This is a genomic window from Bacillus sp. L75, from assembly GCF_003676355.1.
Classification (GTDB): Bacteria; Bacillota; Bacilli; order Bacillales; family Bacillaceae; genus Bacillus; species Bacillus velezensis.
Window position 1 is genome coordinate 72,292 of the sequence record NZ_ML064904.1, and the last position, 22,734, is coordinate 95,025.

General features: G+C 47.0%; 27 protein-coding genes. 8 read left to right on the forward strand and 19 right to left on the reverse strand.

Features of this window, described 5'->3' with window-relative positions:
• Window positions 1-2 precede the first annotated feature (2 nt).
• The 3 genes from D5S11_RS08940 to D5S11_RS08950 all read right to left on the reverse strand — a co-directional run bounded on the left by D5S11_RS08940 (window position 3) and on the right by D5S11_RS08950 (window position 3,483).
• Window positions 3-929, reverse strand: coding sequence for an ABC transporter permease (locus D5S11_RS08940; protein ID WP_007610853.1), 927 nt, complete (start codon window positions 927-929; stop codon window positions 3-5).
• Window positions 930-943: 14 nt separating this feature from the next.
• Window positions 944-1,768 carry a M55 family metallopeptidase gene (locus D5S11_RS08945; RefSeq protein ID WP_007407248.1) on the reverse strand — a complete coding sequence of 275 codons (825 nt, stop codon included), beginning with the start codon at window positions 1,766-1,768 and terminating at the stop codon, window positions 944-946.
• 155 nt (window positions 1,769-1,923) lie between these two features.
• Window positions 1,924-3,483: an MFS transporter gene (locus D5S11_RS08950; protein ID WP_108725014.1), complete on the reverse strand. Its 1,560-nt coding sequence runs from the start codon at window positions 3,481-3,483 to the stop codon at window positions 1,924-1,926.
• A gap of 286 nt (window positions 3,484-3,769) precedes the next feature.
• Between D5S11_RS08950 and htrA the strand changes: the two genes are divergently transcribed.
• The gene (htrA, locus tag D5S11_RS08955; protein WP_159082278.1) at window positions 3,770-5,119 is read left to right on the forward strand and encodes a serine protease HtrA; all 1,350 of its coding nucleotides are present in this window, start codon (window positions 3,770-3,772) and stop codon (window positions 5,117-5,119) included.
• A 97-nt stretch (window positions 5,120-5,216) separates the two neighbouring features.
• Window positions 5,217-5,393: a hypothetical protein gene (locus D5S11_RS19855; RefSeq protein WP_164833842.1), complete on the forward strand. Its 177-nt coding sequence runs from the start codon at window positions 5,217-5,219 to the stop codon at window positions 5,391-5,393.
• 88 nt (window positions 5,394-5,481) lie between these two features.
• Here the strand turns inward: D5S11_RS19855 and D5S11_RS08960 are convergent, their stop codons facing one another.
• The 3 genes from D5S11_RS08960 to D5S11_RS08970 all read right to left on the reverse strand — a co-directional run bounded on the left by D5S11_RS08960 (window position 5,482) and on the right by D5S11_RS08970 (window position 9,747).
• On the reverse strand, window positions 5,482-6,453 hold the full coding sequence (locus D5S11_RS08960) for a glycosyltransferase family 2 protein (protein ID WP_007407251.1): 972 nt from the start codon (window positions 6,451-6,453) through the stop codon (window positions 5,482-5,484).
• Window positions 6,454-6,464: 11 nt separating this feature from the next.
• The gene (locus tag D5S11_RS08965) at window positions 6,465-8,612 is read right to left on the reverse strand and encodes a glycosyltransferase family 39 protein (RefSeq protein WP_032866110.1); all 2,148 of its coding nucleotides are present in this window, start codon (window positions 8,610-8,612) and stop codon (window positions 6,465-6,467) included.
• 184 nt (window positions 8,613-8,796) lie between these two features.
• On the reverse strand, window positions 8,797-9,747 hold the full coding sequence (locus D5S11_RS08970; protein WP_012117369.1) for a ring-cleaving dioxygenase: 951 nt from the start codon (window positions 9,745-9,747) through the stop codon (window positions 8,797-8,799).
• 322 nt (window positions 9,748-10,069) lie between these two features.
• Here D5S11_RS08970 and D5S11_RS08975 point away from each other — a divergent pair, with 322 nt between their 5' ends.
• The 6 genes from D5S11_RS08975 (at window position 10,070) to D5S11_RS20395 (ending at window position 14,543) form a co-directional block, all read left to right on the forward strand.
• Window positions 10,070-11,386 carry an APC family permease gene (locus tag D5S11_RS08975; RefSeq protein ID WP_007407254.1) on the forward strand — a complete coding sequence of 439 codons (1,317 nt, stop codon included), beginning with the start codon at window positions 10,070-10,072 and terminating at the stop codon, window positions 11,384-11,386.
• A 285-nt stretch (window positions 11,387-11,671) separates the two neighbouring features.
• On the forward strand, window positions 11,672-12,289 hold the full coding sequence (locus D5S11_RS08980; RefSeq protein ID WP_003154804.1) for a DUF47 domain-containing protein: 618 nt from the start codon (window positions 11,672-11,674) through the stop codon (window positions 12,287-12,289).
• Window positions 12,290-12,301: 12 nt separating this feature from the next.
• Window positions 12,302-13,300 carry an inorganic phosphate transporter gene (locus D5S11_RS08985; protein ID WP_020955696.1) on the forward strand — a complete coding sequence of 333 codons (999 nt, stop codon included), beginning with the start codon at window positions 12,302-12,304 and terminating at the stop codon, window positions 13,298-13,300.
• A 103-nt stretch (window positions 13,301-13,403) separates the two neighbouring features.
• A complete protein-coding gene (locus D5S11_RS08990) occupies window positions 13,404-14,150 on the forward strand; it encodes a type II toxin-antitoxin system SpoIISA family toxin (RefSeq protein ID WP_032866111.1) in 747 nt (248 codons plus the stop codon).
• Complete coding sequence (locus D5S11_RS08995) at window positions 14,151-14,321, forward strand: type II toxin-antitoxin system SpoIISB family antitoxin (protein WP_003154807.1); 171 nt, start codon at window positions 14,151-14,153, stop codon at window positions 14,319-14,321.
• 96 nt (window positions 14,322-14,417) lie between these two features.
• Window positions 14,418-14,543 (forward strand): hypothetical protein, encoded by a 126-nt coding sequence (locus D5S11_RS20395; RefSeq protein ID WP_023356844.1) that lies wholly within the window; start codon window positions 14,418-14,420, stop codon window positions 14,541-14,543.
• Window positions 14,544-14,576: 33 nt separating this feature from the next.
• Here D5S11_RS20395 and D5S11_RS09000 read toward each other — a convergent pair whose 3' ends face one another.
• From D5S11_RS09000 to D5S11_RS09060, 13 genes are all read right to left on the reverse strand, one after another.
• Entirely contained in the window at window positions 14,577-15,455 is an 879-nt protein-coding gene (locus D5S11_RS09000) for an N-acetylmuramoyl-L-alanine amidase (RefSeq protein ID WP_007407257.1), read from the reverse strand.
• A 13-nt stretch (window positions 15,456-15,468) separates the two neighbouring features.
• Entirely contained in the window at window positions 15,469-15,732 is a 264-nt protein-coding gene (locus D5S11_RS09005) for a phage holin (RefSeq protein ID WP_003154813.1), read from the reverse strand.
• A 13-nt stretch (window positions 15,733-15,745) separates the two neighbouring features.
• A complete protein-coding gene (locus D5S11_RS09010; protein ID WP_003154815.1) occupies window positions 15,746-16,009 on the reverse strand; it encodes a hemolysin XhlA family protein in 264 nt (87 codons plus the stop codon).
• Between the two features lie 51 nt (window positions 16,010-16,060).
• The gene (locus tag D5S11_RS09015; RefSeq protein ID WP_007407258.1) at window positions 16,061-16,822 is read right to left on the reverse strand and encodes a hypothetical protein; all 762 of its coding nucleotides are present in this window, start codon (window positions 16,820-16,822) and stop codon (window positions 16,061-16,063) included.
• A 56-nt stretch (window positions 16,823-16,878) separates the two neighbouring features.
• Complete coding sequence (locus tag D5S11_RS09020) at window positions 16,879-17,076, reverse strand: XkdX family protein (protein WP_007610833.1); 198 nt, start codon at window positions 17,074-17,076, stop codon at window positions 16,879-16,881.
• Between the two features lie 4 nt (window positions 17,077-17,080).
• A complete protein-coding gene (locus D5S11_RS09025) occupies window positions 17,081-17,452 on the reverse strand; it encodes an XkdW family protein (RefSeq protein WP_007407260.1) in 372 nt (123 codons plus the stop codon).
• Between the two features lie 12 nt (window positions 17,453-17,464).
• On the reverse strand, window positions 17,465-19,087 hold the full coding sequence (locus D5S11_RS09030) for a pyocin knob domain-containing protein (protein WP_108725016.1): 1,623 nt from the start codon (window positions 19,085-19,087) through the stop codon (window positions 17,465-17,467).
• Between the two features lie 2 nt (window positions 19,088-19,089).
• Window positions 19,090-19,362 (reverse strand): hypothetical protein, encoded by a 273-nt coding sequence (locus D5S11_RS09035; RefSeq protein ID WP_003154822.1) that lies wholly within the window; start codon window positions 19,360-19,362, stop codon window positions 19,090-19,092.
• A complete protein-coding gene (locus D5S11_RS09040; protein ID WP_007407262.1) occupies window positions 19,359-19,937 on the reverse strand; it encodes a YmfQ family protein in 579 nt (192 codons plus the stop codon). Before D5S11_RS09040 ends, D5S11_RS09035 begins: the two co-directional genes overlap by 4 nt.
• A complete protein-coding gene (locus D5S11_RS09045) occupies window positions 19,921-20,967 on the reverse strand; it encodes a baseplate J/gp47 family protein (RefSeq protein ID WP_108725017.1) in 1,047 nt (348 codons plus the stop codon). Before D5S11_RS09045 ends, D5S11_RS09040 begins: the two co-directional genes overlap by 17 nt.
• The gene (locus D5S11_RS09050; protein WP_020955689.1) at window positions 20,960-21,385 is read right to left on the reverse strand and encodes a DUF2634 domain-containing protein; all 426 of its coding nucleotides are present in this window, start codon (window positions 21,383-21,385) and stop codon (window positions 20,960-20,962) included. Before D5S11_RS09050 ends, D5S11_RS09045 begins: the two co-directional genes overlap by 8 nt.
• A gap of 103 nt (window positions 21,386-21,488) precedes the next feature.
• Window positions 21,489-21,755, reverse strand: a complete 267-nt coding sequence (locus D5S11_RS09055; RefSeq protein WP_007407264.1) for a DUF2577 family protein — start codon at window positions 21,753-21,755, stop codon at window positions 21,489-21,491.
• A complete protein-coding gene (locus D5S11_RS09060) occupies window positions 21,755-22,732 on the reverse strand; it encodes an XkdQ/YqbQ family protein (protein WP_020955688.1) in 978 nt (325 codons plus the stop codon). The genes D5S11_RS09055 and D5S11_RS09060 overlap by 1 nt, the downstream gene beginning before the upstream one ends.
• Window positions 22,733-22,734: the final 2 nt, after the last annotated feature.

Sequence of the window (22,734 nt, forward strand, 5' to 3'; positions counted from 1 at the left end):
GATCACCCTTTCTTATGAAGTTTTATGCGCGGGTCTAACAGGCCGTATGCCAAATCAACCAGAAACAGCAGGACGATCAGAATCACACTGTAAAATACGGTCGTTCCCATGATGACCGGGTAATCTCGCTGATTGATGCTTTCTACGAAATATTTGCCCATTCCCGGTATGGCAAAAATTTTCTCGATGACGAAACTGCCCGTTAATATACTTGCGGCAAGCGTCCCGAGTACTGTCACAACAGGCATAAGAGCATTTTTCAATGCGTGTTTGATCACAATTTTGACGGGAGAAAGCCCCTTTGCTTTTGCCGTGCGGATGTAATCCTGAGTCAGCACTTCGGCCATGCTTGATCTTGTCAGCCTCGCGATAATGGCCATGGGACCGACGGCAAGCGCAACAGTCGGCAGGACCATGTGAACGGGACTCGTCCAGGTAGCTGCCGGAAACCATTTCAGATGAACCGCAAATTGCTGAATCAGCAGCGTAGCCATAATAAAATTCGGAATGGAAATCCCGAGCACCGCAAGGCTCATGGCCGCATAATCGAGAAAGCCGCCGCGCCTGAGAGCGGCCATTATGCCGAGCGCGAGTCCGGAAATAACAGCGATGATGATCGCCGTTATCCCAAGCTCAAATGAGACCGGAAACCCGCGTTCGAGCATAGCGTTTACACTGTCTGACGGTTTTTTAATTGAAGGACCGAAATCAAAGGTAAGAATGGATTTTAGATAGATGGCGTATTGAGTGATAAGAGGTTCGTTCAGATGGTAGTAGGATTCGAGATTTCGCTGGACCGCTTCGTTTGTGCCCCGCTCTTCGTTAAAAGGCGAGCCGGGTATCACTTTCATCATGACAAATGTCAGAGTGGTGATGACGAGGACGGTCATAATCATGGCGATAAAACGTTTGATAAAATACCGCAGCAATGCCGTTCACCCCTTTAACAGAATGTTGTTCTCATGGCGAGTTCTGTCATGACGAGCATGGCCTGATAGGCTTCCGGCATGTCTTTTGCCTGAAATTGAACGATTGTCGTTCCCGGGATGATTTCTGTGCCCGGCATTAAATGGGCCCATTCAGCCTGTCCGTAGTTGGCAAATTCAATGCCTAATACAGGTCTTTCAGGCGGAGTCAGCGGTTTGACCTTATCTTTATTTTTGAGCGCATAGGCTGTTTTTTCCGTCAGGAGCCGTCCGGCTTTTTGAGGGGACAGGCATTTGACCGCGGTTCTTGAAATGGTTTGTTTGACGGCGGCAGTCGTCACATTCGGGATCAGCTCCTCCGCTTCTTTTGCGGCGCAATCATCTCCGGCAGCCATGATGACCGGGACATCGTAAAATCCGGCGAGATAGGCATTTAACCCCAGTTCACCGACCGGCTTATCATTTATGTAAAAGTGGCGGACGCCGAATATCATGCTGTGCGACATAACGCCCGGCATCGACGCTCTCGCATGATAGCCGATAAACATCACGCCCGAATACGATTCATCAAGCCCCTGCATCATGGAAAACGGCTTGACATCCCCCGTAATCAGCTCTGCCTCAGGGTGAAGTTTTTCCGCGAGCAGATTATTCATCTTTGAGTGGCTGTCATTCACGGTCACTTCCGTGCATCCGTTATTAAACGCTTCTGCGATGCACCAGTTTGCTTCTTCGGTCATCAGAACCCTGCCGCGCTCATAATTGTGCATGCGGGAATTGACAAATGTTTCATCAGGCAACCCGGAAATCCCTTCCATATCCACAGATAGATACAGTTTCATGTAATGCCTCCTTTTTTACTTAAAATTTCGATATTAAATTATGAATATTCTAACAAATTATATTAAAAAAGGATGAAACATGCAATATACCATTCTGCCATTATGGGAAAAAACAAACCCTTTTCACCGGGAAAAGGGTTTGCTGATAGAAAAAGTTACATACTGTTTTTGCTTATATGATGACGCTGAAACTGTCTGACCGCACTTCTGTATTCATGATCGGGAATGACCTGATGCCTGATCGGTTCAGGAGCCTGCGGCGAAGGCTGTTCAACCGCCTGCTTACGGACGGCATGCGGTTTATGCGCAAGCTTATGTCCCATGCCGGTCGCATTCATGACAAATGATAAACACACTAAAAGCAAGCTTAAGATGAAAGCAATAAGAAACAAATCGCTGTATGTCCCCATCAGCAGGTCATGCGGTGATTGTGTGCCGCGCGCGCCCCGAAGCGTGCCGGAAGCATCTCTTTTCGTAAAATACCCTATTAAAACAGGTGCGCCCATATAAATGAAAAGCCTTAAAAACTGAACTGCCGTCATGCGTTTCACCAGTTCCGGAAGCGGTCCGCCCAACGCGGCTCCCATCAGTCCGGCTGCCACAATAAGCCCTGTCCCGGCCGCCAGCATCACGAAAAGCCCCGCAAATAGAATAAGCGGTATATGATGATCCGCCGTCATCCATTGGAAATTCACGAACACCAATATAACAGAGCCTGTTATGCCGAGCATGCCCGGACCGACTTTATCATATGCTAATGCACTGATGACAGCGGCGATGGCCACGCCTCCCAAAAGGCTCGCATAAAGGAATATCAGTTGAGTTTGTGACATATGATATGCGGTCTGAAGCTCCCCGTGAAATGCAGAAAGACTGACCGCTATGGAAATACTGCCCGCAGCGATCATGAAAACACCCAGAATCGGCTTTGGAATCAGCATAAGTTTAATCGAAATCAGCGCATGTTCGTTTCTGTACTGCATGATCAGCAAGATCAGAAGAATGACGATGCTTCCTCCAAATCCCGCCAATGTCTGCCATGATGAAAAGCCCCATTTCGGCAGATGAATAAATGTATAGGCGGTCAGCACGGCTGATACACCCGCTAATAGAAAACCGATGCCGTCAAATGGAGATTTTTCAGCATTTTTATGAGCGTCATCCCGCAGCCACATATAACTGAAAATGAGGCCGAAAAAAGACAGCAGGCCAAAAATGCCGAACAGCCAATGCCAATGGCCGGCGCTTGCCGCCGCCGTGCCTAAAACGGTTCCCATAATGACGGACCCGTAAAATCCGCCGATTAACACAAATAATGCGTAATTCCGGCGCTCCATCGGAAACGAAAGCACCAGCATCGGGATCATAATCATCAGCATAGTGCCCGCCGCAGCTCCCTGTAAAAAACGGCCCGCGGCGAGCGGATAAATATCATTTGTCACAGCAGCAAGGAGCGCTCCGATGACACCCGCGGCCATCGAAATCATATAGACAGGCCGGGAGCCGAATCTTTTTCTTAAATACGGCCCCGCCGGCACGAATAAGGCAAATGCCATATTACCGATAATAATCGGATGAAAAGAGTCAAAGTTTTCCCCGCCGACCGTCTGCCGGACAAGGCTTTGGACAGCCGAAAGAGCGGTATTCGACATCAGCCCCGGCCCGACCGCCAATACAGCGAGCAGAGAAATAATCCAGTGATGTTTTTCTTTCATGTGACAGCTCCTTTCTGACTATTTGACAAAGTGAAAAAGCTAACAGATCTCCCCCATTAGCTTGACAGAATTTTCATATCTTTTCATGTGAAGGATTGAACATAATATCTCATTTATTATTTCAAATCCGATGGAAATTGTCAATATAAAGCGCCGCCGTCCGATTTCGTCTTTTTCACAATTTCCCACAATCTTTTCATTATTATCCCACACTTTTTGTTTAAGATGGAGTCAGTAATAATAGGCAAATCATGCTATGATGAAATAGAGAAACGGAGTGAACATGATGGATAACTATCGTGATGAAAATCGGACAGACCAAAAAGAACAGGAAGTCCTTTTAGTAAAAGAAAACCCGCAGCCGGCCAGATATTCCGCGCCGGACGAGGACAAGAAAAAACGAAGCTTCGGCTGGTTCAGACCGCTTCTCGGCGGAGTGATCGGCGGAGGGCTCGCCCTCGGCATCTATACATTTACGCCGCTTGGAGACCATCAGACTCAAGATACTTCCAATCCGGCTCCCGCTCAGGAAACGTCATCGGTAACCGCCAAGCAGACATCTTCTGAATCAGACAGCGGCAAATCGGCAAACAGCTCATCGGCAAATTCAAGCAGCATTTCGAATATGGTGGAAGACATTTCACCGGCGATCGTCGGGATCACCAATCTGCAGAAGCAGCAAAGCAGTTCCGATTTATTCGGATTCGGATCAAGCTCAGATTCAAACTCAAATTCATCGGGTGAAGATGCGGAAACGGGATCGGGTTCAGGCGTTATTTTTAAGAAAGCAAACGGCAAAGCGTATATCATTACGAATAACCACGTGGTCGAAGGCGCCTCTTCCCTTAAAGTGTCATTATATGACGGCACCGATGTAACAGCTAAACTCGTCGGCAGCGACTCTCTGACAGACTTGGCCGTTTTAGAAATCAGTGATAAACACGTGACAAAAACAGCAAGTTTCGGCAGCTCATCCGCTCTCAGAACGGGTGAATCCGTCATCGCCATCGGTGATCCGCTCGGAAAAGACCTTTCCCGCACCGTCACACAAGGCATCGTGAGCGGCTTAAACAGAACCGTCTCGATCTCTACGTCAGCCGGCGAGTCGAGCATCAACGTCATCCAAACCGATGCCGCCATCAATCCCGGAAACAGCGGCGGACCGCTCTTAAATACAGACGGCAAAATCATCGGCATCAACAGCATGAAAATCAGCGAAAGTGATGTAGAAGGCATCGGCTTTGCCATCCCGAGCAACGATGTAAAACCGATCGCCGAAGAGCTTCTCACGAAAGGACAGGTGGAGCGCCCTTATATCGGCGTGAGCATGATCGACTTGGAACAAGTGCCGCAAAACTATCAGGAAGGCACACTCGGGCTTTTCGGCAAACAGCTGAATAAAGGCGTTTATATTCGAGAAGTGGCGCAGGGCTCACCTGCTGCCAAAGCCGGATTAAAAGCAGAAGACATCATTATCAGCTTAAAAGGGAAAGAAACCGGCACGGGCAGCGAACTCCGCAATATTCTCTACAAGAATACGAAAGTCGGCAGCACCGTTGACGTGAAGATTATCAGAAACGGCAAGGAAATGACGAAAAAAATGAAACTGACTCAAAAAGAAGAAACATCTTCTTAACAAAAATCCAAGGCAGCCGCCTTGGATTTTTTATATACAGATGAAACTTCAGGCCTGGATCAGCCGTATGACTTAGTGTACAGGAGGATACATACACATGAAACAAACCGGACTTTTGCTGGTCGCTACCGGCCTGATCTTGCTGCAGCTGAGCATTCAGCTTCCTCAGCAAAACGCTGCTTGGGGAATGACGCTTGGCGCAAGCATTTTACTGAACCTTTCGGGAACCGGACTGATCATGCGCTCTCTGCACACGCAGACCGGCCGCAGATGAATGAAAAAAGCCGCGGGACATTCTGTCATCCCGCGGCTTTTATTTCACATAAAAGCACCCTGTCCGCTGGCCGGACAGGGTGTTTCGGTTAAGACATATGCTGGTCCCGATAAATCTTTTCGTTTTTCATGCCGTACGCTTTTTGCACGATATAGAGCGGACGGTCTTTTGCTTCGTCATAAATCCTTCCGATATATTCGCCGATCATTCCGAGCATTAATAGAACGATGCCGCTGAATAACAGCTGTATCACAATCAGAGAGGACCAGCCCGTAATGGTGCTGTTCGTAAACAGCTTCATGTATAAAACGATAAACATATAGAGAAAACCCGCTCCGGACATGATCATTCCCGCATAGCTTGCCGCCTTGAGCGGTTTATGAGAGAACGTTGTGATCCCGTCCATGGAAAGCTTCAGCATTTTTTTAAGCGGGTATTTCGTTTCCCCCGCAAGCCGCTCATCACGTTCATATTCTACAGCAGTCTGCTTAAAGCCGACCCAGCTGACGAGTCCTCTGACAAAAGGATTTTTTTCTTTTAATCTTTTCATCTCATCACAGACTTTTCTGTCCAGCAGGCGGAAATCTCCGGTGTCGAGCGGAATATCAATATCAGTCACGCTCCGCAGCAGCCGGTAAAACATAGAGGCCGTCTGTTTCTTGAAAAAGGTTTCTCCCTTTCGTTTCGTTCTGACGGCGTACACCACATCGTAGCCTTCTTTCCACTGCTCAATCATATCAAGGATTAATTCAGGAGGGTCCTGCAAATCGGCGTCAATGACGGCGATTGCATTCCCCTCTGCATAATCCATACCCGCCGTGATCGCGATCTGATGTCCGAAGTTTCTGGAAAAGTCAATAATTTTCACTCTCGGATCAATCAGACTTTGCTCTCTTAAAATCTCAATACTGCGGTCTTTGCTTCCATCATTGACAAAGATCAATTCATAATGCTCTTTTGTTTGATCCATGACTTCTTTCAGGCGCTGATAGGTTGTCTGAATGACGGGTTCCTCGTTATAAACCGGGACGACTATTGAATATTGAATATGTCTGCTCATGTTTTTTCCTCCTATTCATCAGATTGAAGTTCGTATAGTGAAGCTGATTGATTCATTCCGCCCGGCCCGCCGCTCATTCGGCTGTTTTTACCCGCGGCCTTGCTGCTTTTTGTATCAGCCGGATCACTATTTTTCGTTTTCTGATCTGTGCTTGATTGCCATTTATCTGAAGATACTTTCTTTCCGTTTTTCTCAACCCACTGCACAATATCGTTATTTCCGCCTTTGCCCATTCCGGATGTTAAGAAGTATTTTACTTTCCCTTCTTTTACGAGCTTTTTAAATTGAGTCAGCGTAATGGCCGGGTCAGACCCGCTGAATCCGCCGATCGCCATGACCGCTTTTTTCGTTTTAATAATGTAAGGCGCCGCCGTGTTGGAATCGGTTGCAGCAAATAGATAGTCCGCTCCGGCGTTGTGTTTCTCTAAATAGTTGATCAGTTTTGTATTGACAGATGCGTTATCCATTCCCATGCCTTTTCCGCTTGTTGAAGCGAGCTGAGGGCCTGTTTCAGGCAATGAGCTGTTGCCTCCGTACAGAAGCGGTGTGCTCGCCCAATAAATCGGCATAACCATCAAGACGAGAAGGGCTGCAAGTGAAACATAATAACTTAGCGGTTTTTGGCGCTGTTTGAATACGAACAGGGCGATTGCTGCCACTGCGCCGAGAACGCCTGCTCCGATGCTCCAGCCTGCGCCGATTTGATCATTGTAGTTTCTGAGGATAAACAGCTCAAATCCGGTTGTCACAAGAATAGCGGCCGGCAATAGCCAAGTTTTCCATCCCGCCTGCTTGCGGTACAGATGAACGAGGGCGACCCATCCCGCACCGACAAGTGCCGCGATCGGAGGCGCCAGCATAATGAGATAATAATGGTGGAAAAATTCCGCCACACTGAAGAATCCGGCAATCGGCACAAGCCACGCTGCCCAAAAGATCGTTTCCTTCTGTTCTGCTGATAATCGTCTTCTTTCTCTCGCCCCGGCGATCAATAAACCGGCCATTCCAAAAATCGCAAACGGCAGGAGCCAGCTGATCTGATCAGATAATTCCGTTTGGAAAAGGCGCAGCGGACCAGGAGTTCCCGTTCCGAACATTCCTGAACCTGATTGCATTTTCGAGCCGGTGCCTGCACCGCTTTTTCCTCCGCCACCGGGACCATCTCCGCCGCTTGGAGGACCTCCTTGACCGCCGCTTGGCATTTTCCCGTTAGATGGAGGTGCCGTCATACTGCCGTTTTGTGGTTTGTCTCCGCTTGCTGAACTGCTGCTTGAAGACTGGCCGGGCGGCGCTTGCATTTGTGAAGAACCGCCGGAAGAAGACATCTCTTTCGATGCGTTTCCGTCCGGCCCGCCCTGGCCGCCGCCGGAACTTTGCCCTGTCAGCCGCTGAATCCCGTTATATCCGAAAGCCAATTCCAATACGGAGTTTGTCTGGCTGCTTCCGACATATGGCCTTTTGCCGGCAGGAATATTATCAACAATGAGCGGCCATGACAATGAAACGGCTGCTAAAACGGCTAACGCGCTTACCAATGAAATGATTTTTTTCTTAATCGTGGTGTTTGCCGCAATCATATAGAACAGCAAGAAGGCCGGCAAAATCATATAAGCCTGAAGCATTTTTGTGTTAAAGCCTGCTCCGACGACAAAAAATGCCGCCAAAAGCCAGATCAGTCTGCCTTTTCTGATCGCTTTAAAGAGAAGCCATGTGGCGAACAAGAGGAAAAAGACCAGTAAAGCATCGACATTATTCGTCCGCGCGACCGCTACTGCGATCGGTGTACACGCCATGACAAATGAGGCGATGCGCGCCGCCGTTTTTCCGAACGTCGGCTTTATTAATAAGTACATGAATAGAACTGAACCTACACCCGCCAATGCCTGAGGCAGGATGACGCTCCACCCGTGCATACCGAATATCAGCGCGCTGATCGTTTGTATCTGGTATGTAACAGGCGGTTTATCTACCGTGATAAACCCGGCTGCGTCAAATGAAGCGTAAAAGAAATTATGAAAGCTTTGAAGCATACTCGTTACCGCTGCGGTGTAATAAGGATTCACCGTATCGTCATTCCAGATGTTGTACATATTCAAGAATGCGGAAGCGAGTAAAATGAGAATGAAGACTGCGTCTATCTCGCGTTTTTTCATTTTCACCTGTGTTTTCACTCCTTTTGTTTAACTTTGAACAAGTGTAACAACCAAATGTGAAAAATTTATTAATAAACAAAGACAATTATTTTGCCGTTTACAAATAGGTAAAAAGAATGACAAAACGGGTAAAAAAGCAAAAAAAAAGATGCCCCCGTCAAGCCGGGAGGCATCTGTCATGATTTCTGATTTACTGTATCGGTTTCAGCCGTGCTTCTATTTCAGAACGGCGGTGTTCGAGATAAGGCGGGAGCGCAACCGTTTTGCCTAGCTCTTCAGGTTTTTCATCAACCATAAATCCCGGACCGTCCGTTGACAATTCAAACAGAATTCCGTTCGGCTCCCGGAAGTACAGCGCTTTGAAATAATAACGCTCTACAATGCCTGAGTTGCTGAAACCTTCTTTCGTAATGATGCGGTGCCATAAAGCAAGCTCCTCTTCATTCTGAACGCGGAAGGCCACATGGTGGACGCTGCCTTTTCCAGGACGCTCGCGCGGAAGATCGTTTCTTTCAATGAGATGGACTTCCGTGCGCGCGCCTCCGTTTCCGGATTCGAGCACCGTAACCGTGCCCCGGTCTTCATGCGTTTCTTTCCCGATTTCAGTGAAGCCGAGCACATCGGTTAACACACGCAGCGTCGGTTCTGCATACGGGACGGTCAATTCAACGGGACCAAGACCGCGGAAAGAATATTCTTCCGGTATGCCGCTTTGCTTCACCGCTTCACCGATGTCTTTTCCTTTTTCGTCAGCTGTCAGCACAAGCCGCTGTCCTTCATGATCCCAAAAAGCGAGTGTCTCTCTGCCCGCTATTGTCATGATGTCGCCATGAGCGACCTGATGCTCTTCAAATCGTTTTTTCCAATATTGAAGCGCTTGTGCATCCGGGACACGCAGGCCGATTGAAGAAATACTGTTTGTTCCCGCATGAAACGGTGCAATCCGCGGAATTTCGAAAAACGTCAATTCCGATCCCGGATTAGCTGTTTCATCACCGTAAAATAAGTGATACATCGTCGGTTCATCCTGGTTTACGGACTTTTTCACAAGCTTCAATCCCAGGATGTTCCGATAAAAATCTAAATTTTTCTGCGCATCAGCCGTCAATGCTGATACATGGTGTATTCCATTAACTTTCATTATGTTATCCTCCAGTCAATTATCTCGATTTCGAGATATTTTATATATACAATTTATGTTATCCGGATCGCAAAGTCAACCCATCTGCTTCACAGACGGTCTGCAGACTGCCGCTCCCCAAATAACGAACCTTCAATATTAAAAAACCATTAATGTTCGCTTTTAAAACGGTATTTTTTCCTTCTCAAAAGCAGAAACCTTTATCTTTTAGGGAAAACAACAAAATCAGAAAATTTATTTTATTCGTGTTTCAGCAATTAGGGTTTACAATATGGAAAATAGTTTTTTCAGCATGACGATTTTACATCTGGAGGGATAGGATATGCAGATTGAAGAGAACGGACTTAAAAAAGAGATCGGCCTTACCATCGCCCTCTCACTTGTTATCGGCACCATCATCGGTTCCGGCGTATTTATGAAACCAGGCGCCGTGCTTGCCTACTCCGGTGATGCGAAAACCGCGCTTATCGCGTGGCTGTTAGGAGGCATTTTGACGCTTGCCGGCGGCTTGACCGTTGCGGAAATCGGCACTCAGATTCCGAAAACGGGCGGACTTTATACATATCTTGAAGAAGTGTACGGCGAATTTTGGGGCTTTTTGTGCGGATGGGTTCAAATTATCATTTACGGCCCCGCCATTATCGGAGCAATCGGCTTATATTTCGGCTCTTTGATGGCGCACTTGTTCAATTGGGATTCCGGCTGGTCTAAATTGATCGGGATTTCAGCCGTTTTGTTTTTAAGCATCATTAATATTATCGGAACGAAATATGGCGGCATCGTCCAGGGAATTACGACTGTCGGCAAATTGATTCCGATTATCTGCATGATCGTGTTCGGCCTTTGGAAAGGCGATCAGCATATTTTCACAGCCGTCACAAGCAGCATGTCGGACATGAATTTCGGCGCTGCCATACTGGCCACCTTGTTTGCTTATGACGGATGGATTCTGCTTGCGGCACTCGGCGGCGAAATGAAAAATCCGGAAAAGCTGCTCCCGAGAGCGATGACGGGCGGACTGCTGGTCGTCACCGCCATTTATCTTTTCATTAACTTTGCGCTGCTGCACATTCTTCCTGCGACCGACATCGTCAAACTCGGTGAAAATGCGACCGGCACCGCTGCCGGAATGCTGTTTGGCGACATCGGAGGAAAATTGATCAGCGTCGGAATCATCGTCAGCATCTTCGGCTGTTTAAACGGAAAGATTCTCGCTTTTCCGCGTGTCTCATTTGCGATGGCGGAACGGAAACAGCTGCCGTTTGCCGGACAGATTTCGCGGGTGCATCCGACGTTCCGCACCCCGTGGATTGCCGTGTCATTTCAGATCGCGCTGGCCATTATTTTTATGATCGCCAGCAATCCCGATAAGCTGTCTGAAATCTCTATTTTCATGATTTATATTTTTTACGTCATGGCCTTTTTCGCCGTGTTTATCCTCAGAAAAAAAAGCGGCGGAAAACCGCGCGCCTACAGCGTGCCTTTGTATCCGATCATTCCTGTTTTGGCCATCGCGGGTTCACTGTTTGTGCTGATCAGCACGATCATTACAGATACACTGAGCTGCGTGCTGTCCCTCTTGATCGGCCTCGCCGGGCTGCCGCTTTATTTTTGGCTGAAAAACGGCAGAAAAAACTGACAAAAACGGTTCCTTTTACGGGAGCCGTTTTTTTTCTGGCAAAATCACGTGCAAAAGTTGACAGCAAATTCACATCTTTTGTTATACTTTTTAAGCAAGATGTCTGAATTCGAAGTATGTTACGTTTTTTTGGCGAAGTGGGTAACATAAGAAAAACAGGATGAGACACGTTTTTACGAAAAAATCAAGAGGCGTTTTTTTCGACTTTATCTGTTTTTTTTCGACAAAAGGCTATATAATAATTTGATGTGTGCATTGTCTCATTCAAACAATGGAGGGTTTTTAATGATAAAAAGAAAAAAAGATAAGTTCTCACTCCTTTTAACAGAAATCGCAAAAAACATAGACGAAACCGCAGAATATTTTGTCAACTTTAAAGTGACGAACCAGACGACTTTAAAGGAATTTGCCGATACGTTAAAAGAGTTTGAAACAAAAGGAGATAATCATGTTCATGTCATGATTAAAGAGCTGAACAAAGCTTTTATCACTCCCATTGAACGTGAAGACATCCTTGAGCTGACAAACAGCCTCGATGACGTGCTTGACGGAATCGAACATTTTTCAGCAATGATGGAGATTTTCTCGATCACTTCTTCCGATGAGCATATCGATAAGTTCAGCGGATACATCAGAGAGTGCGCGAAGGAAATTTTAATCACGATTGAGCTGCTTGCAGAAAACCGATTGAAGGACATTCACCCTCACGCCATTAAAATTAAGGAATACGAGCACAGCTGTGATAACCTGCACCGTAAATCATTAAAAAATCTGTTCGGCACAGAAACCGATCCGATTAAAGTGATTCAGTACCGCGAGATTTACGAAACGCTTGAGGAAATTGCCGACTCTTGCCAAAGCGTTGCCAATAACCTTGAAACCATTATTATGAAAAACGCGTAACGAGGGGTTATAATGGATACTCTATTACTTTTAACGATATTAATTGTCATATGCGCTTTGGTATTTGACTTCATTAACGGATTTCACGATACCGCAAACGCCATCGCCACCTCAGTTTCGACAAAAGCGCTGAAGCCGCGGCACGCAATCGTCATGGCCGCCATCATGAACTTTCTCGGAGCGATGACATTTACCGGTGTGGCGAAAACCATTACAAAGGACATTGTGAATCCTTATACATTAGACAACGGGTCAGTTGTCATTCTGGCGGCTCTACTCGCCGCAATCGCCTGGAACTTGATCACATGGTATTTCGGCATTCCGAGCAGCTCTTCACATGCGATTATCGGAGCGATCGCCGGAGCGGCCATTGCAGCGTCAGGTTTTGCAACGCTTAATTATAAAGGGTTCATTAAGATTCTCGAAGCACTTATTTTATCACCGATCATCGCCTTTGTTCTCGGCTTTATCGTATATTCGATCGTGAAGCTGATTTTTAAAGACAGCAATTTGGCGAAAACAAATAAACGTTTCCGCAGAGTGCAGATTTTGACGGCTGCCATTCAGTCCTATACACACGGAACGAACGACGCGCAAAAAGCGATGGGTATCATTACGATGGCGCTTATGACGGCCAATTTACATAAAAGTGATGCCATTCCTTTTTGGGTGCAGCTCTCTTGTGCCCTGGCAATGGGTCTCGGCACATCCATCGGCGGCTGGAAAATCATTAAAACCGTCGGCGGAAAAATTATGAAAATCCGTCCGGTAAACGGCGTATCTGCCGACTTAACCGGCGCAGCCATTATTTTCGGGGCCACGTTTATTCATCTCCCTGTCAGCACGACGCACGTCATTTCGTCTTCCATTCTCGGTGTGGGCGCTTCCCACCGCGTAAAAGGCGTAAACTGGGGAACGGCTAAACGGATGCTCATTACATGGGTCATCACCCTGCCGATTGCAGGTACACTCGGCGCCATCGCCTTTTTCATCCTAGATCTCTTTTTCTGATGACATCCGCTTCTTTACAGAAGCGGTTTTTTTGTGACAGGAAAATGATGTCATGACATAGAATGAACATAGCAGACCATTTTTCAAATTGTGAGGGATGCTCATGCTTATGTTTTTTCAGATTATGGTGTGGACGATGGCGGCCGCACTCATTTTATATGTGTACGCATCCTGGCGGTATGAGGCAAAGGTAAAAGAAAAAATGTTTGCCATCCGTAAAACGTGGTATTTACTATTTGTACTGGGCTCCATGGTCTATTGGACATATGATCCTGAATCGCTCTTTGCCGCATGGAGACAATATTTGATTGTTGCCGTCTGCTTTGCCCTTATTGATGCGTTTATCTTTTTGAGCGCGTATATCAAAAAGCTCGCCGGCAATGAATTAGAGACGGATACGCGGGAAATTTTAGAAGAAAATAACGAAATGCTTCACTCCTATCTTGAAAAACTGAAAACCTATCAATATCTGTTGAAAAATGAACCGATCCATGTATATTATGGAAGTACAGAAGCTTATGCGGAAGGCATCAGCAGATTGCTGGCCGCTTATGCCGAAAAAATGAATGTCACGGCTTCCTTGTGCGACTATTCCGCACAATCGGATAAGGACCGCTTGACGGAGCATATGCCTGATGCGGCGGACGTTCAGTCCCGTCTTAACCGTAAAGACGTCTACTATGATCAAAAAGGCAGGCTTGTGCTTATTCCGTTTACAGTCCAGAACCGCCATTACGTGATCAAACTCACGTCGGAAAACCTGTTGACGGAATTCGATTATTTGCTTTTCACATCGCTAACGAGCATTTATGATTTAATGCTGCCAATAGAAGAGGAAGGTGACGGTTAAATGGAGCAGGCATTTCAAAACGGGCAGCCGGAACAAAGAGCGAAACCGTTCAAAATGTTTAAAAAACGTTCAATGACAAGTATCGCAAGTTACCAGGTCAGCCCTCATACCGCCAGAATTTTCAAAGAAAACGAGCGGCTGATTGACAAGTATAAACAAAAAAAAGCTTGATTACACTAAGGACAGGAGACACGGCTCTTGTCCTTATTCCTTTTTTCCATATCTTTCATATAATAAAACCAACAAAGAGATGCGACAGGTGATGATGTGAAGAAAATTGTCAGGCGCGTAAAGTTTGTGGATTACGGACGCTTCGGGCTTTCCGCTTATTCGCTGAGGATGCGGGCGAGGAATCTCAGGCTATTGAACCGGTTAAAAAAGAAGAAAGGCTGAATCCCGCAATGTGAACGGGACTCAGCTTTTTTGTTAAAGCTGCATCAGAATTTTCGCTTTTACAGCGGGGCCGTAGACGCCGTCAGACGTCAGTCCGTTTACAGATTGGAAGCGGGCCACGGCATCTGCGGTTTTCGGACCGTAGATACCGTCAATTCCGTTATTGACAGCTCCTTTTTCAGGATAGAAATAAAGCGCGGCGAGCGCGTTTTGCACCTGGTATACCTTTTCGCCGGACGTGTACGGCTCTGTCAGCTGAATCACCTCGTCCGGAAGAGAATACAGTGCTTCAACCGGCGGGCTGACGATCAGTACTTGTCCGACTTTAATCAGGTTCGGGTCAGCGATGTTATTCCATTTCTGCAGATCGGCCACGCTGACGCCGAATTTCCGCGCGATCGCCGACAGCGTATCTCCTTTTTGGACGGTATACGTCTGTCTTTCCCCAGAACCGATTCCCGCTTTAAACTCATCCCATGTATCCAACAGTCTTCTCGGACAAAGCTTTCCTGACCAATGCTTGTGCGCAACGACATTTGCAAGCGGGATGCCGTGCGAGGTCATTAATGTGCGGATGAGCCATTGGGCGTTTGCCACGGCCTGTGAAAAGTTGCCGTCTGCGTTTTCACAAATTTCAATACCGATGGATTTACGGTTGCCGTCCCCGTTTCCGTCACCCGCATGCCAGCCGTTTTCGTTCAGCGGAAGATGCTGATAAATTTCCGTATCATCGACTGTGAAATGCCAGCTTGTCGGTGTATCGGGATTTTTCACATAGCTTGCGTGACTTTTGGCGTTAGCTCCGACTGCGGTATTGGCTGTATTGTGCACCGTAATGTAAATCGGTGTCATTGCATAGCCTGGGCGGTTATTGTTTCCTGCCGGGATAAAATCCTGTGTGATTTTTACCATATTCTCATCTCTCCTATTTCGATAAATTGTTTATTTTTAATAAAGCCTGCTGTTTTTTCCCTTTTGCTGTAACGTAATTGTTTTTAAACCAGGCGGCGGCAGTCGTTATGATTGTAAAAACGGCCGACCCGGCGGCATACAGCGTATCTGCAAGCTGGCTGACCTGGTCCTCCTGAATATTCAGCGGCGATTTGCCGAACATCAGCAAAGTTTGATTCAATAAAGCAAGCAAAAGAAGCACCGTCCTGACGACCGTGCCTTTGTCCGCGAATTTCATATCGGTTTCCCCCTTACTTTTGCAGCAGATTGTACATGATGGCGATGGCTCCGCCAATGACGCCCGTGCAGATTGCTGTCACGATCGCTCCTGTAATGGTCCGCTTAATCCATGTTGTGTTTTCGTCAATTTTGTTCAGTTTTTCATTCAGCGTCATGATTTGCTGATCCTGCCGGTCGGATACCCGCTCTAATGCGGCTACCCGCTGTTCAAGCACCTTTTGTTCACCTTTGATGCCTGCGAATTCTTTTTGCACCGCTTGTTCATCCAGAAGCACTTCCGCTCCCCCCTCTTACATTGTTCTCACCTCCCTTCGGAAGCTTCATTCTTACGAAAATGCCGTGCCTTTGACAGAAAGGCTCCCGCCGGAAATGCTCTGGATTTCCATGACGATTTCCTTAAAGCCGGCAATATCAAATGACCACACTTCTTCTGTGCCTGACGTACCGGCGGCTGATGTCCCGTCATCAGACCTGATTCCTCTGATCGGCACATTTTTTCCCGAGATGGATCTCCCCCAAAACGCGACATGGCCCGACTCAGCCGTGCCGGTGATTTCGACGAGAAGTTTTTTCCAAGCGCCCGCCGAGAAGATGCTTCCCTCGCCCGCCTCTGCTGCATTTTCATGAAAAATCACGTCTGTATATGAAAACGCCATATCACCGCCCGTACCGACAGATTGGTATAAAACAAATTCGGACTGCTTTTGATTTCCATTTTCAAAACGGAACCGGTAATATCGTTTTGTCAGGCTGACCCACCCCGAAGCGGTCAGCACTCCGCCTTTGACTGCGACAGAATGTGAAGCCGTCCACGAATTGTTATCCTCACTCTCTTCGATAAAAAGAGTTCCGCTGCGGTCCGAATAAGCCCACCCCTGTACTCTGTCTATTAAGACGGCTCCTAAACGGTCTTGTCCGAATTGGCTGTATACTTCAATCGCTTCTAGCGGCGTATTGGTAAGAAGCTCTGCCATTCCGGACAAATCAGCAACAGGTGTGACATAATCGTTTTTGTTACCGCGATAAGCTTTTACGGCGCCGGGTCTGCCAAGTTGATCGGCGGGAAATTCAAATGAATGCTTTTTCATCGGCCGTCCTCCTTTTCTCATTTATTAAAAATGACAAATAAAAAAAGCCGTTTGGCTTATGACACAGCATTTTTATAATTTTCGTATGTTTCACCCGTTATTTCTTGAAATTCCTCAGGCGTGATATACTTCGCGGCCACACCTTCAGCCAGATCTTCGGCAGAGCAGTCATCATAGCCCATAGCTTGTTTTACCATTTCTATTGAGGCCCACTTATAAAACAAAGCGTAAACCCAAAAGTTAAGTCTCTTCATTTTTTCATTCTCCTTTTACGTTTAATAATTCTAATTTTAAAGACGCTAATTGCCTGCCGAGTGACTGCTGCGCTTGTTCGGCTGCTTTTCTGGCCAATTTCTCATTCGCCAGCTGTCCGCCGAGGCCTGCAAGCTGGTTTGAATCGGGAGCCGTATCTTTTTTTAAGCTGTCTTTATATGCTTCGTCAGCCGTTTCCACCCATTCTTGTTTCTCTTCATCAAAAAATGGGCGCCACATGCCTTCGCCGTTTATTTCCGGCGGAAAGTCCGCAGCGTTAGGAGGCATCATATAATCTCCTGTCTCAGAATCCGGATAAAGCTCAACCGGAGTGCCTGTATAAATGTTGTCATTGTCATACGGAAATATTAATTTCATATTCTCGCTCCTTTACGTGAGTGCCAAAACAAGGTCAATATAATAACCGTTCACGTTATTTTCTATATTGGCCATAATTCCCGTCAGCTTCATATCTCCATTAGAATAAATAATAAATTTGCTGTAACCGGTGGTGCCGCTGGCTGCAACCATCGTCACAACGCCTTTGGCCGGCGCACAAGAGGATGGCACACTCCCGAATACCACTTCTCTGTCCGTAAGAACGTGTCCGTTCAGGTGAAGGGTGTTTCCCACTTTGCGGTATTGAAGCGGCCTGTCTCCTGATTTAGCGCCATTTTTATAAGGAACATTGATCCAAGGTACATTCTCAGTATCAAGTTCAGTAACGAGGCGCCGCCAGCCCTGCCAGCCCAAGTTCAAATCCAAATAGTTCGTGAACATATTATTTTTATAATCGACGGCAATGACATACCCAAACGTTCCCTTTCCCTCACTGTCAAGAGAGGTAAAATGAAACATGCCGCGGGTCGAAGCGTTGCTCGGACTGTTTGCCGCTTTGCCGGTTGAATAAAAGGTGCCGAACGCCCTGCCGTTTTTAACGATTTTTTCAAGAAAGTTATCATCATCACCAATTGTAAGAAGATAGCCGCCGTTATCGTTTGTTATTTTCGAAAGCTGTGCGCCGTTCCAGATATTTTTATCCGCCTGTGTGACATGGATGTCTTTTTTATTGGCGTGAGCGTCTACTTTTTCTTGAGAGCCTGCATCTGTTTCTCTTTGGCTCCATTCCGACCATACGCCTTTAGTGCTGAAACTTCGGACGTATATGGGATTTCCGGCGGTCACTGTGTCTATAAACATTTGGACAAACGTCGGTGATGCTCCGCGGGTTCTTTGCATTACAATTAATTGTCCGTATTCCGCAGGCTTATTTTCCGTATGCTGAACTGATATATAGTAGATACCGGACGTTTTTATATTGTCTAAGTTTGTTTCCGTTACCGTTTTAGCATTCCCGTCATTGTCAGTCAGATTGAATAACTGCCCTGCATTCCATTTGTCTTTGTCAGACTTGGTTACATGAAGATCTGTTTTGTCGGCATGCTCATTTACTTTTGCTTGTGCTCCGGCAGCGGTTTCAAATGGCATCCATTCCGTCCAGATGCCGTTTTTCAGCGTTTTTCTCCAAAATCCCCCGTCATCTGAGAAAGCGGCCGCCTCTCCGTTATTCTTTGAAGAATAAAAGTATATACCCTCTGACGGTTTAGGCGGGGTATTTACTCCAGTTGCAGCCGCTGAGAAAGTAAAGGCCTTATTCTGGCTGGCAGCGGTCTGATGAAAATCCTGTCCGTCAGAGATATCAATAAAAGCGGAGCCATTATCTTTTGTCATTTTAGACAATTGCCCGTTATTCCACTTCTGGCGCTCTTCCTTCGTCACATGCCGGTCCAGATCTTGATTGTGCTGATCAAAATCTTTCTTTGCTGCCTGCTGGACATTATCCACGTTTCCGAGGCCGATTTGCGCCTTTGTCGTTTTGTGCGGGTTGTTCATGTCGTTTTTATGGGCCGCCAGATCCGTGTGTGCGTCATTTATGCCTTTTTCCCAGCGGTTGACGTCATCTTCGTTAATCGGATCGTCCGGAAGCCAGTCTGTTTTTTCTTCGTAAGCCATCGTTACACCACCTCAAAGGTAAATCTTAAATCAAGCGTTCTGTTATTACTGAGATCTAAATTTGTTTTTCGTTCTGTGATGACGCTTCCTGTTTCGTCAAGCATCTGCACGGTTTCAATGTGTTTGACGTCTTCTTCCCTGCGTGTGAGAACGGTGACTGCGGCATCTTTTACGGAAATGTCCGCAATCGGAGTTTCTTTTCCGTTTAACAGCACTTTTGTGATCCTGTTTTTCAGATCGGCTGCGGCACGCTGTCTGTAAGCGGCTGATATCATGGTAAGACCACCTCGTTATTGTTGAGTGTGACGGAATAACCGACCTTCAGTTCACTGACTTTTCGGTATCTCCGATTGTTGAGAATGACCCGGTCTTTGATTTCCAGTGTTTCGTTTAATGCGGCTCTCAGTGTATATGCCAAATGAGCAGGTTTGATTTTTTCAAGCGTTTCAATCAGCTCGTTCATGTGCTGCAGGTCATCAAGCCCGATATCGGCATAAAAACGATACTGCCCCGGAAACATCCGAACGTAAGCTGACGGATGTTTTAAAAAACGGTTTAGCGCCTGCTCGATCGCTTGATGTGTGATGGGCGGAATATTCGACATCTTTGAAATCAGCCTGAGCCGTCTCATATCCTCCGTGTCACCTGATTCCCGCGGTATTTTTAATATTTTTTCCCAGCGGTCAAGCCCCCACGTCGCCGTCGTGATAAAGAGCTGATCTGTCAAATCGAAAATATCGTTATTCTGCCGCTCAAACTCAGGAGCTTCCGCCTCAAGCAGTTGTGCCATCTCCTTTAATCGGGTTAAAAACGGCGGGAGGTACGCCGTCATCTCATCGAGTCTGCTCAAGGATTGTCACCTCTTTGAGTTTAGGAATTTCCACGTCACTGAGCACGAGGTTTTCCGCCGCACCGTTCATTTTGATATCGGCGTAGTCACTGACGGATGCCGAGTTATAAACGATGTTGTTTATTTGTGATAAACGGACGGTGTTTTCTTCGAAGGCCATTTTCTTAAATAAATTCAGGACGCCTTTTTCAATCTCCGCTTTCACGTCATCGATCGAGCTGTTCAGCTCAGGCAGCACGGAAGCAGAGATTTCGATTTCCTTCCATACGGCGCTTTCCACCGTTACTGCCGCTCCGATCGGCGCCTGTCCTTCTCCCTGCCCTTCGTCCGGATCAATATAATCCTTTACTTTCTTGATCAGAATATCTGATGCCGGTTCCAAATTCGCATTTGTGATGACAACCTTCACCGTTCCGGCTCCGTTCCAAAGCGGAAAGATTTTCGCCCTGCCGACGCCGTCAACCTCTTCGGCCCATTGTTTATAATGCTGTTTATTTGCGCTGACTGCCTCCCGGCGGACACGGATAAAATAGCGCGCCCTTAAGCTGTTGTCATCTTCTTCCTCACGGCCGGGAATTAATATATCGCGCACGACTGCTTTCTCAAGCCCGGGTATCGTATCAAGCGGCAGCAGGTTCTGCCCTGAAATGCCGGCATTGCCCGCTTCACCGGCTGTTTCACATTCAAGCGTTCCATCCCCCGTATATTGAAAATACAGGTTATCAACGAAGAAACGGGAGCCTGGCGGAATGGTGATGCCCGCTGTGAATTCTCCGGCTCTGACCGCTTTTGTGGCAGGTGTTCGTTCAATTCCCGCTTCAGCAGCCCGCCTGTCCAGAAATTCTCCCTGAGCCGTATCAGAAAACACGAGCTCCAGCACGGTATCCAGCCAAATATAAGACTTTGCGAGCTCAGCGGCCGCAGGCGCGAGCGCATTGTAAATGACGCTGCCTTCTCTCGTATCAATATCTGCCGTAATGCGCGCCAGCATTCTGTCCATAATGTCGTCAAACGTCTGAGCTTCAAACATCCTCACCCAGCACCTCCTCTATCTCAAGCATGCCCTCATCAGTTTCAACGGTAAAAGAGACGGTGAAGGCATCATCTTTTTTCTCAATCTCAAAATTGGTAACGGCCAAAATACGGTCATCATACAGCAAGGCTTCTTCTATCAGTCTTGGAATCTCCATTTTTTTATAAGCATCCGTCGTGTTCTGATCTGAAAGTACTTCCTGAAGTTCGTTTCCGATATCATGGCTGAAAACCGAATATGAATACCGTTCTGTGTGAAGAGCGATATAGACGAATTGTCTGATTGCGTCCAGTCCGTTTATCAGTTCATTGGTAATCCGGTTGTTTTCAAAATCAATTCGGTAGGTTTGTGAAGTCTCAACAGCCTCACTCGCATCCTCCAAATCTTCAAATTCGATTTCCGGTGTCAGGGCCATTGCACCCGCTCCTTTTTGATTTGATCATGTAAAAAAGCCCTCTTCGGATGATGAAGCGGCTTTAATAGGCTGATATTCTCGTACATCTCCGTCCGGATGACGGTTAAATTTTGTCTAGTACAAAGAAAGACTGTCCTCCTGTTAAAGCGCCGGTCATCACCCGATCTCCCGTCTGAAGCGGATCCTCTCCCCCGGATCTCAGCCGCTTCGGCACAATGAGTGCATCAGACGGAATCAAAAGTTTGTCGTGATCTTTCAGTTTCAGCTCGAGCGGCGAAACGGAGGTCACTTCGGCCGGCATCAGCTCCACCGGCGCTTCGGCGTCAACCGCTCCGACGGCTAAATGTTTAATGGCATCACTTAATCTCATCAGGATGTCCCCTCCGGAAGTGAATTTTTCTCCGTGACGTCAATCGTCATGGTATGTTTTGTTCCTTGGAATTCATGGCGGTCCGTATCTACATAATAGGTTTTCTTCAGCCCGATTTCCGGAATTGAGATATAGACAGGCAATCCGCTTTCCAACCCAGGAATACCGATCGCCTGTATATTTTTCAGCTCTTTCTTAACGCCTTTTTTCTCAGCCTGCTTCACTTTTGCGCGCTGTTTCAGCTGGGCTTCATTAATGTCGTCAGAAACCGTTTCGGTATACTGCAAAACGCCGAATGTTTTCATGCCCGCGCTGTCTGACGCGGAAGCCTTTATCGTTTTATTGTCTTTTTGCAGCCGCATGACGACACGGGTTGCGGTGTCATCAATTGAGGTGCTGTATTGATACCCTGTGATATTAACTCCTGTTTCCAGCACCCATATGTCAGACGGCTCCGGCCATTCACGCAAGCCGAGCCTGCCTTTTTCTGAATAGAGCTGATAATTGCGCCCCGTCTGGCTTTTTGTCTGCTTTAACGCTTTTAGCATCATATCGTAAAGGCTTGTATCATTTTTAAAAACGAGTGATTTAATGGTATGGCCTGTGTTGGCAATGGATGTGACGGGAATTTGAAAATCGCTGGCGATCCTTTTCAATATTTGATCGGCGCGCTTGTTGGAAAACACGTAAACGTCCTGGTTTTTCACAAGGTATTGAAGCATATCGTATGCGGTGAAGGCGATGGTTTGCTCATCGGGCGTTCTTGCAAAGACAATGCCGCGGAATAGTTCTTTTCCGTTCCATTTGAACAAAACCGTATCCCCCTCTGATACACCGTAATACGTCTGGCTGCCCTGCTTTACGACAATCGTCGCTTCGATGGAGCGGGGCGCCTGATATCTGTGTCCTTCCAGCGTTACGCTTTCTGTGACAAGCTCGAGCCACTCCGTTTCTTTTATGACAAATAGTTCAATCATCT

Bases quoted from the DNA above. Each gene is read 5' to 3' on its own strand.
- D5S11_RS08945 (WP_007407248.1), bottom strand. From the start codon at position 1,768: ATGAAACTGTATCTATCTGTGGATATGGAAGGGATTTCCGGGTTGCCT.
- D5S11_RS08950 (WP_108725014.1), bottom strand. From the start codon at position 3,483: ATGAAAGAAAAACATCACTGGATTATTTCTCTGCTCGCTGTATTGGCG.
- htrA (WP_159082278.1), top strand. From the start codon at position 3,770: ATGGATAACTATCGTGATGAAAATCGGACAGACCAAAAAGAACAGGAA.
- D5S11_RS19855 (WP_164833842.1), top strand. From the start codon at position 5,217: ATGAAACAAACCGGACTTTTGCTGGTCGCTACCGGCCTGATCTTGCTG.
- D5S11_RS08960 (WP_007407251.1), bottom strand. From the start codon at position 6,453: ATGAGCAGACATATTCAATATTCAATAGTCGTCCCGGTTTATAACGAG.
- D5S11_RS08970 (WP_012117369.1), bottom strand. From the start codon at position 9,747: ATGAAAGTTAATGGAATACACCATGTATCAGCATTGACGGCTGATGCG.
- D5S11_RS08975 (WP_007407254.1), top strand. From the start codon at position 10,070: ATGCAGATTGAAGAGAACGGACTTAAAAAAGAGATCGGCCTTACCATC.
- D5S11_RS08980 (WP_003154804.1), top strand. From the start codon at position 11,672: ATGATAAAAAGAAAAAAAGATAAGTTCTCACTCCTTTTAACAGAAATC.
- D5S11_RS08985 (WP_020955696.1), top strand. From the start codon at position 12,302: ATGGATACTCTATTACTTTTAACGATATTAATTGTCATATGCGCTTTG.
- D5S11_RS08990 (WP_032866111.1), top strand. From the start codon at position 13,404: ATGCTTATGTTTTTTCAGATTATGGTGTGGACGATGGCGGCCGCACTC.
- D5S11_RS08995 (WP_003154807.1), top strand. From the start codon at position 14,151: ATGGAGCAGGCATTTCAAAACGGGCAGCCGGAACAAAGAGCGAAACCG.
- D5S11_RS09000 (WP_007407257.1), bottom strand. From the start codon at position 15,455: ATGGTAAAAATCACACAGGATTTTATCCCGGCAGGAAACAATAACCGC.
- D5S11_RS09005 (WP_003154813.1), bottom strand. From the start codon at position 15,732: ATGAAATTCGCGGACAAAGGCACGGTCGTCAGGACGGTGCTTCTTTTG.
- D5S11_RS09015 (WP_007407258.1), bottom strand. From the start codon at position 16,822: ATGAAAAAGCATTCATTTGAATTTCCCGCCGATCAACTTGGCAGACCC.
- D5S11_RS09020 (WP_007610833.1), bottom strand. From the start codon at position 17,076: ATGAAGAGACTTAACTTTTGGGTTTACGCTTTGTTTTATAAGTGGGCC.
- D5S11_RS09025 (WP_007407260.1), bottom strand. From the start codon at position 17,452: ATGAAATTAATATTTCCGTATGACAATGACAACATTTATACAGGCACT.
- D5S11_RS09030 (WP_108725016.1), bottom strand. From the start codon at position 19,087: ATGGCTTACGAAGAAAAAACAGACTGGCTTCCGGACGATCCGATTAAC.
- D5S11_RS09035 (WP_003154822.1), bottom strand. From the start codon at position 19,362: ATGATATCAGCCGCTTACAGACAGCGTGCCGCAGCCGATCTGAAAAAC.
- D5S11_RS09045 (WP_108725017.1), bottom strand. From the start codon at position 20,967: ATGTTTGAAGCTCAGACGTTTGACGACATTATGGACAGAATGCTGGCG.
- D5S11_RS09050 (WP_020955689.1), bottom strand. From the start codon at position 21,385: ATGGCCCTGACACCGGAAATCGAATTTGAAGATTTGGAGGATGCGAGT.
- D5S11_RS09055 (WP_007407264.1), bottom strand. From the start codon at position 21,755: ATGAGATTAAGTGATGCCATTAAACATTTAGCCGTCGGAGCGGTTGAC.
- D5S11_RS09060 (WP_020955688.1), bottom strand. From the start codon at position 22,732: ATGATTGAACTATTTGTCATAAAAGAAACGGAGTGGCTCGAGCTTGTC.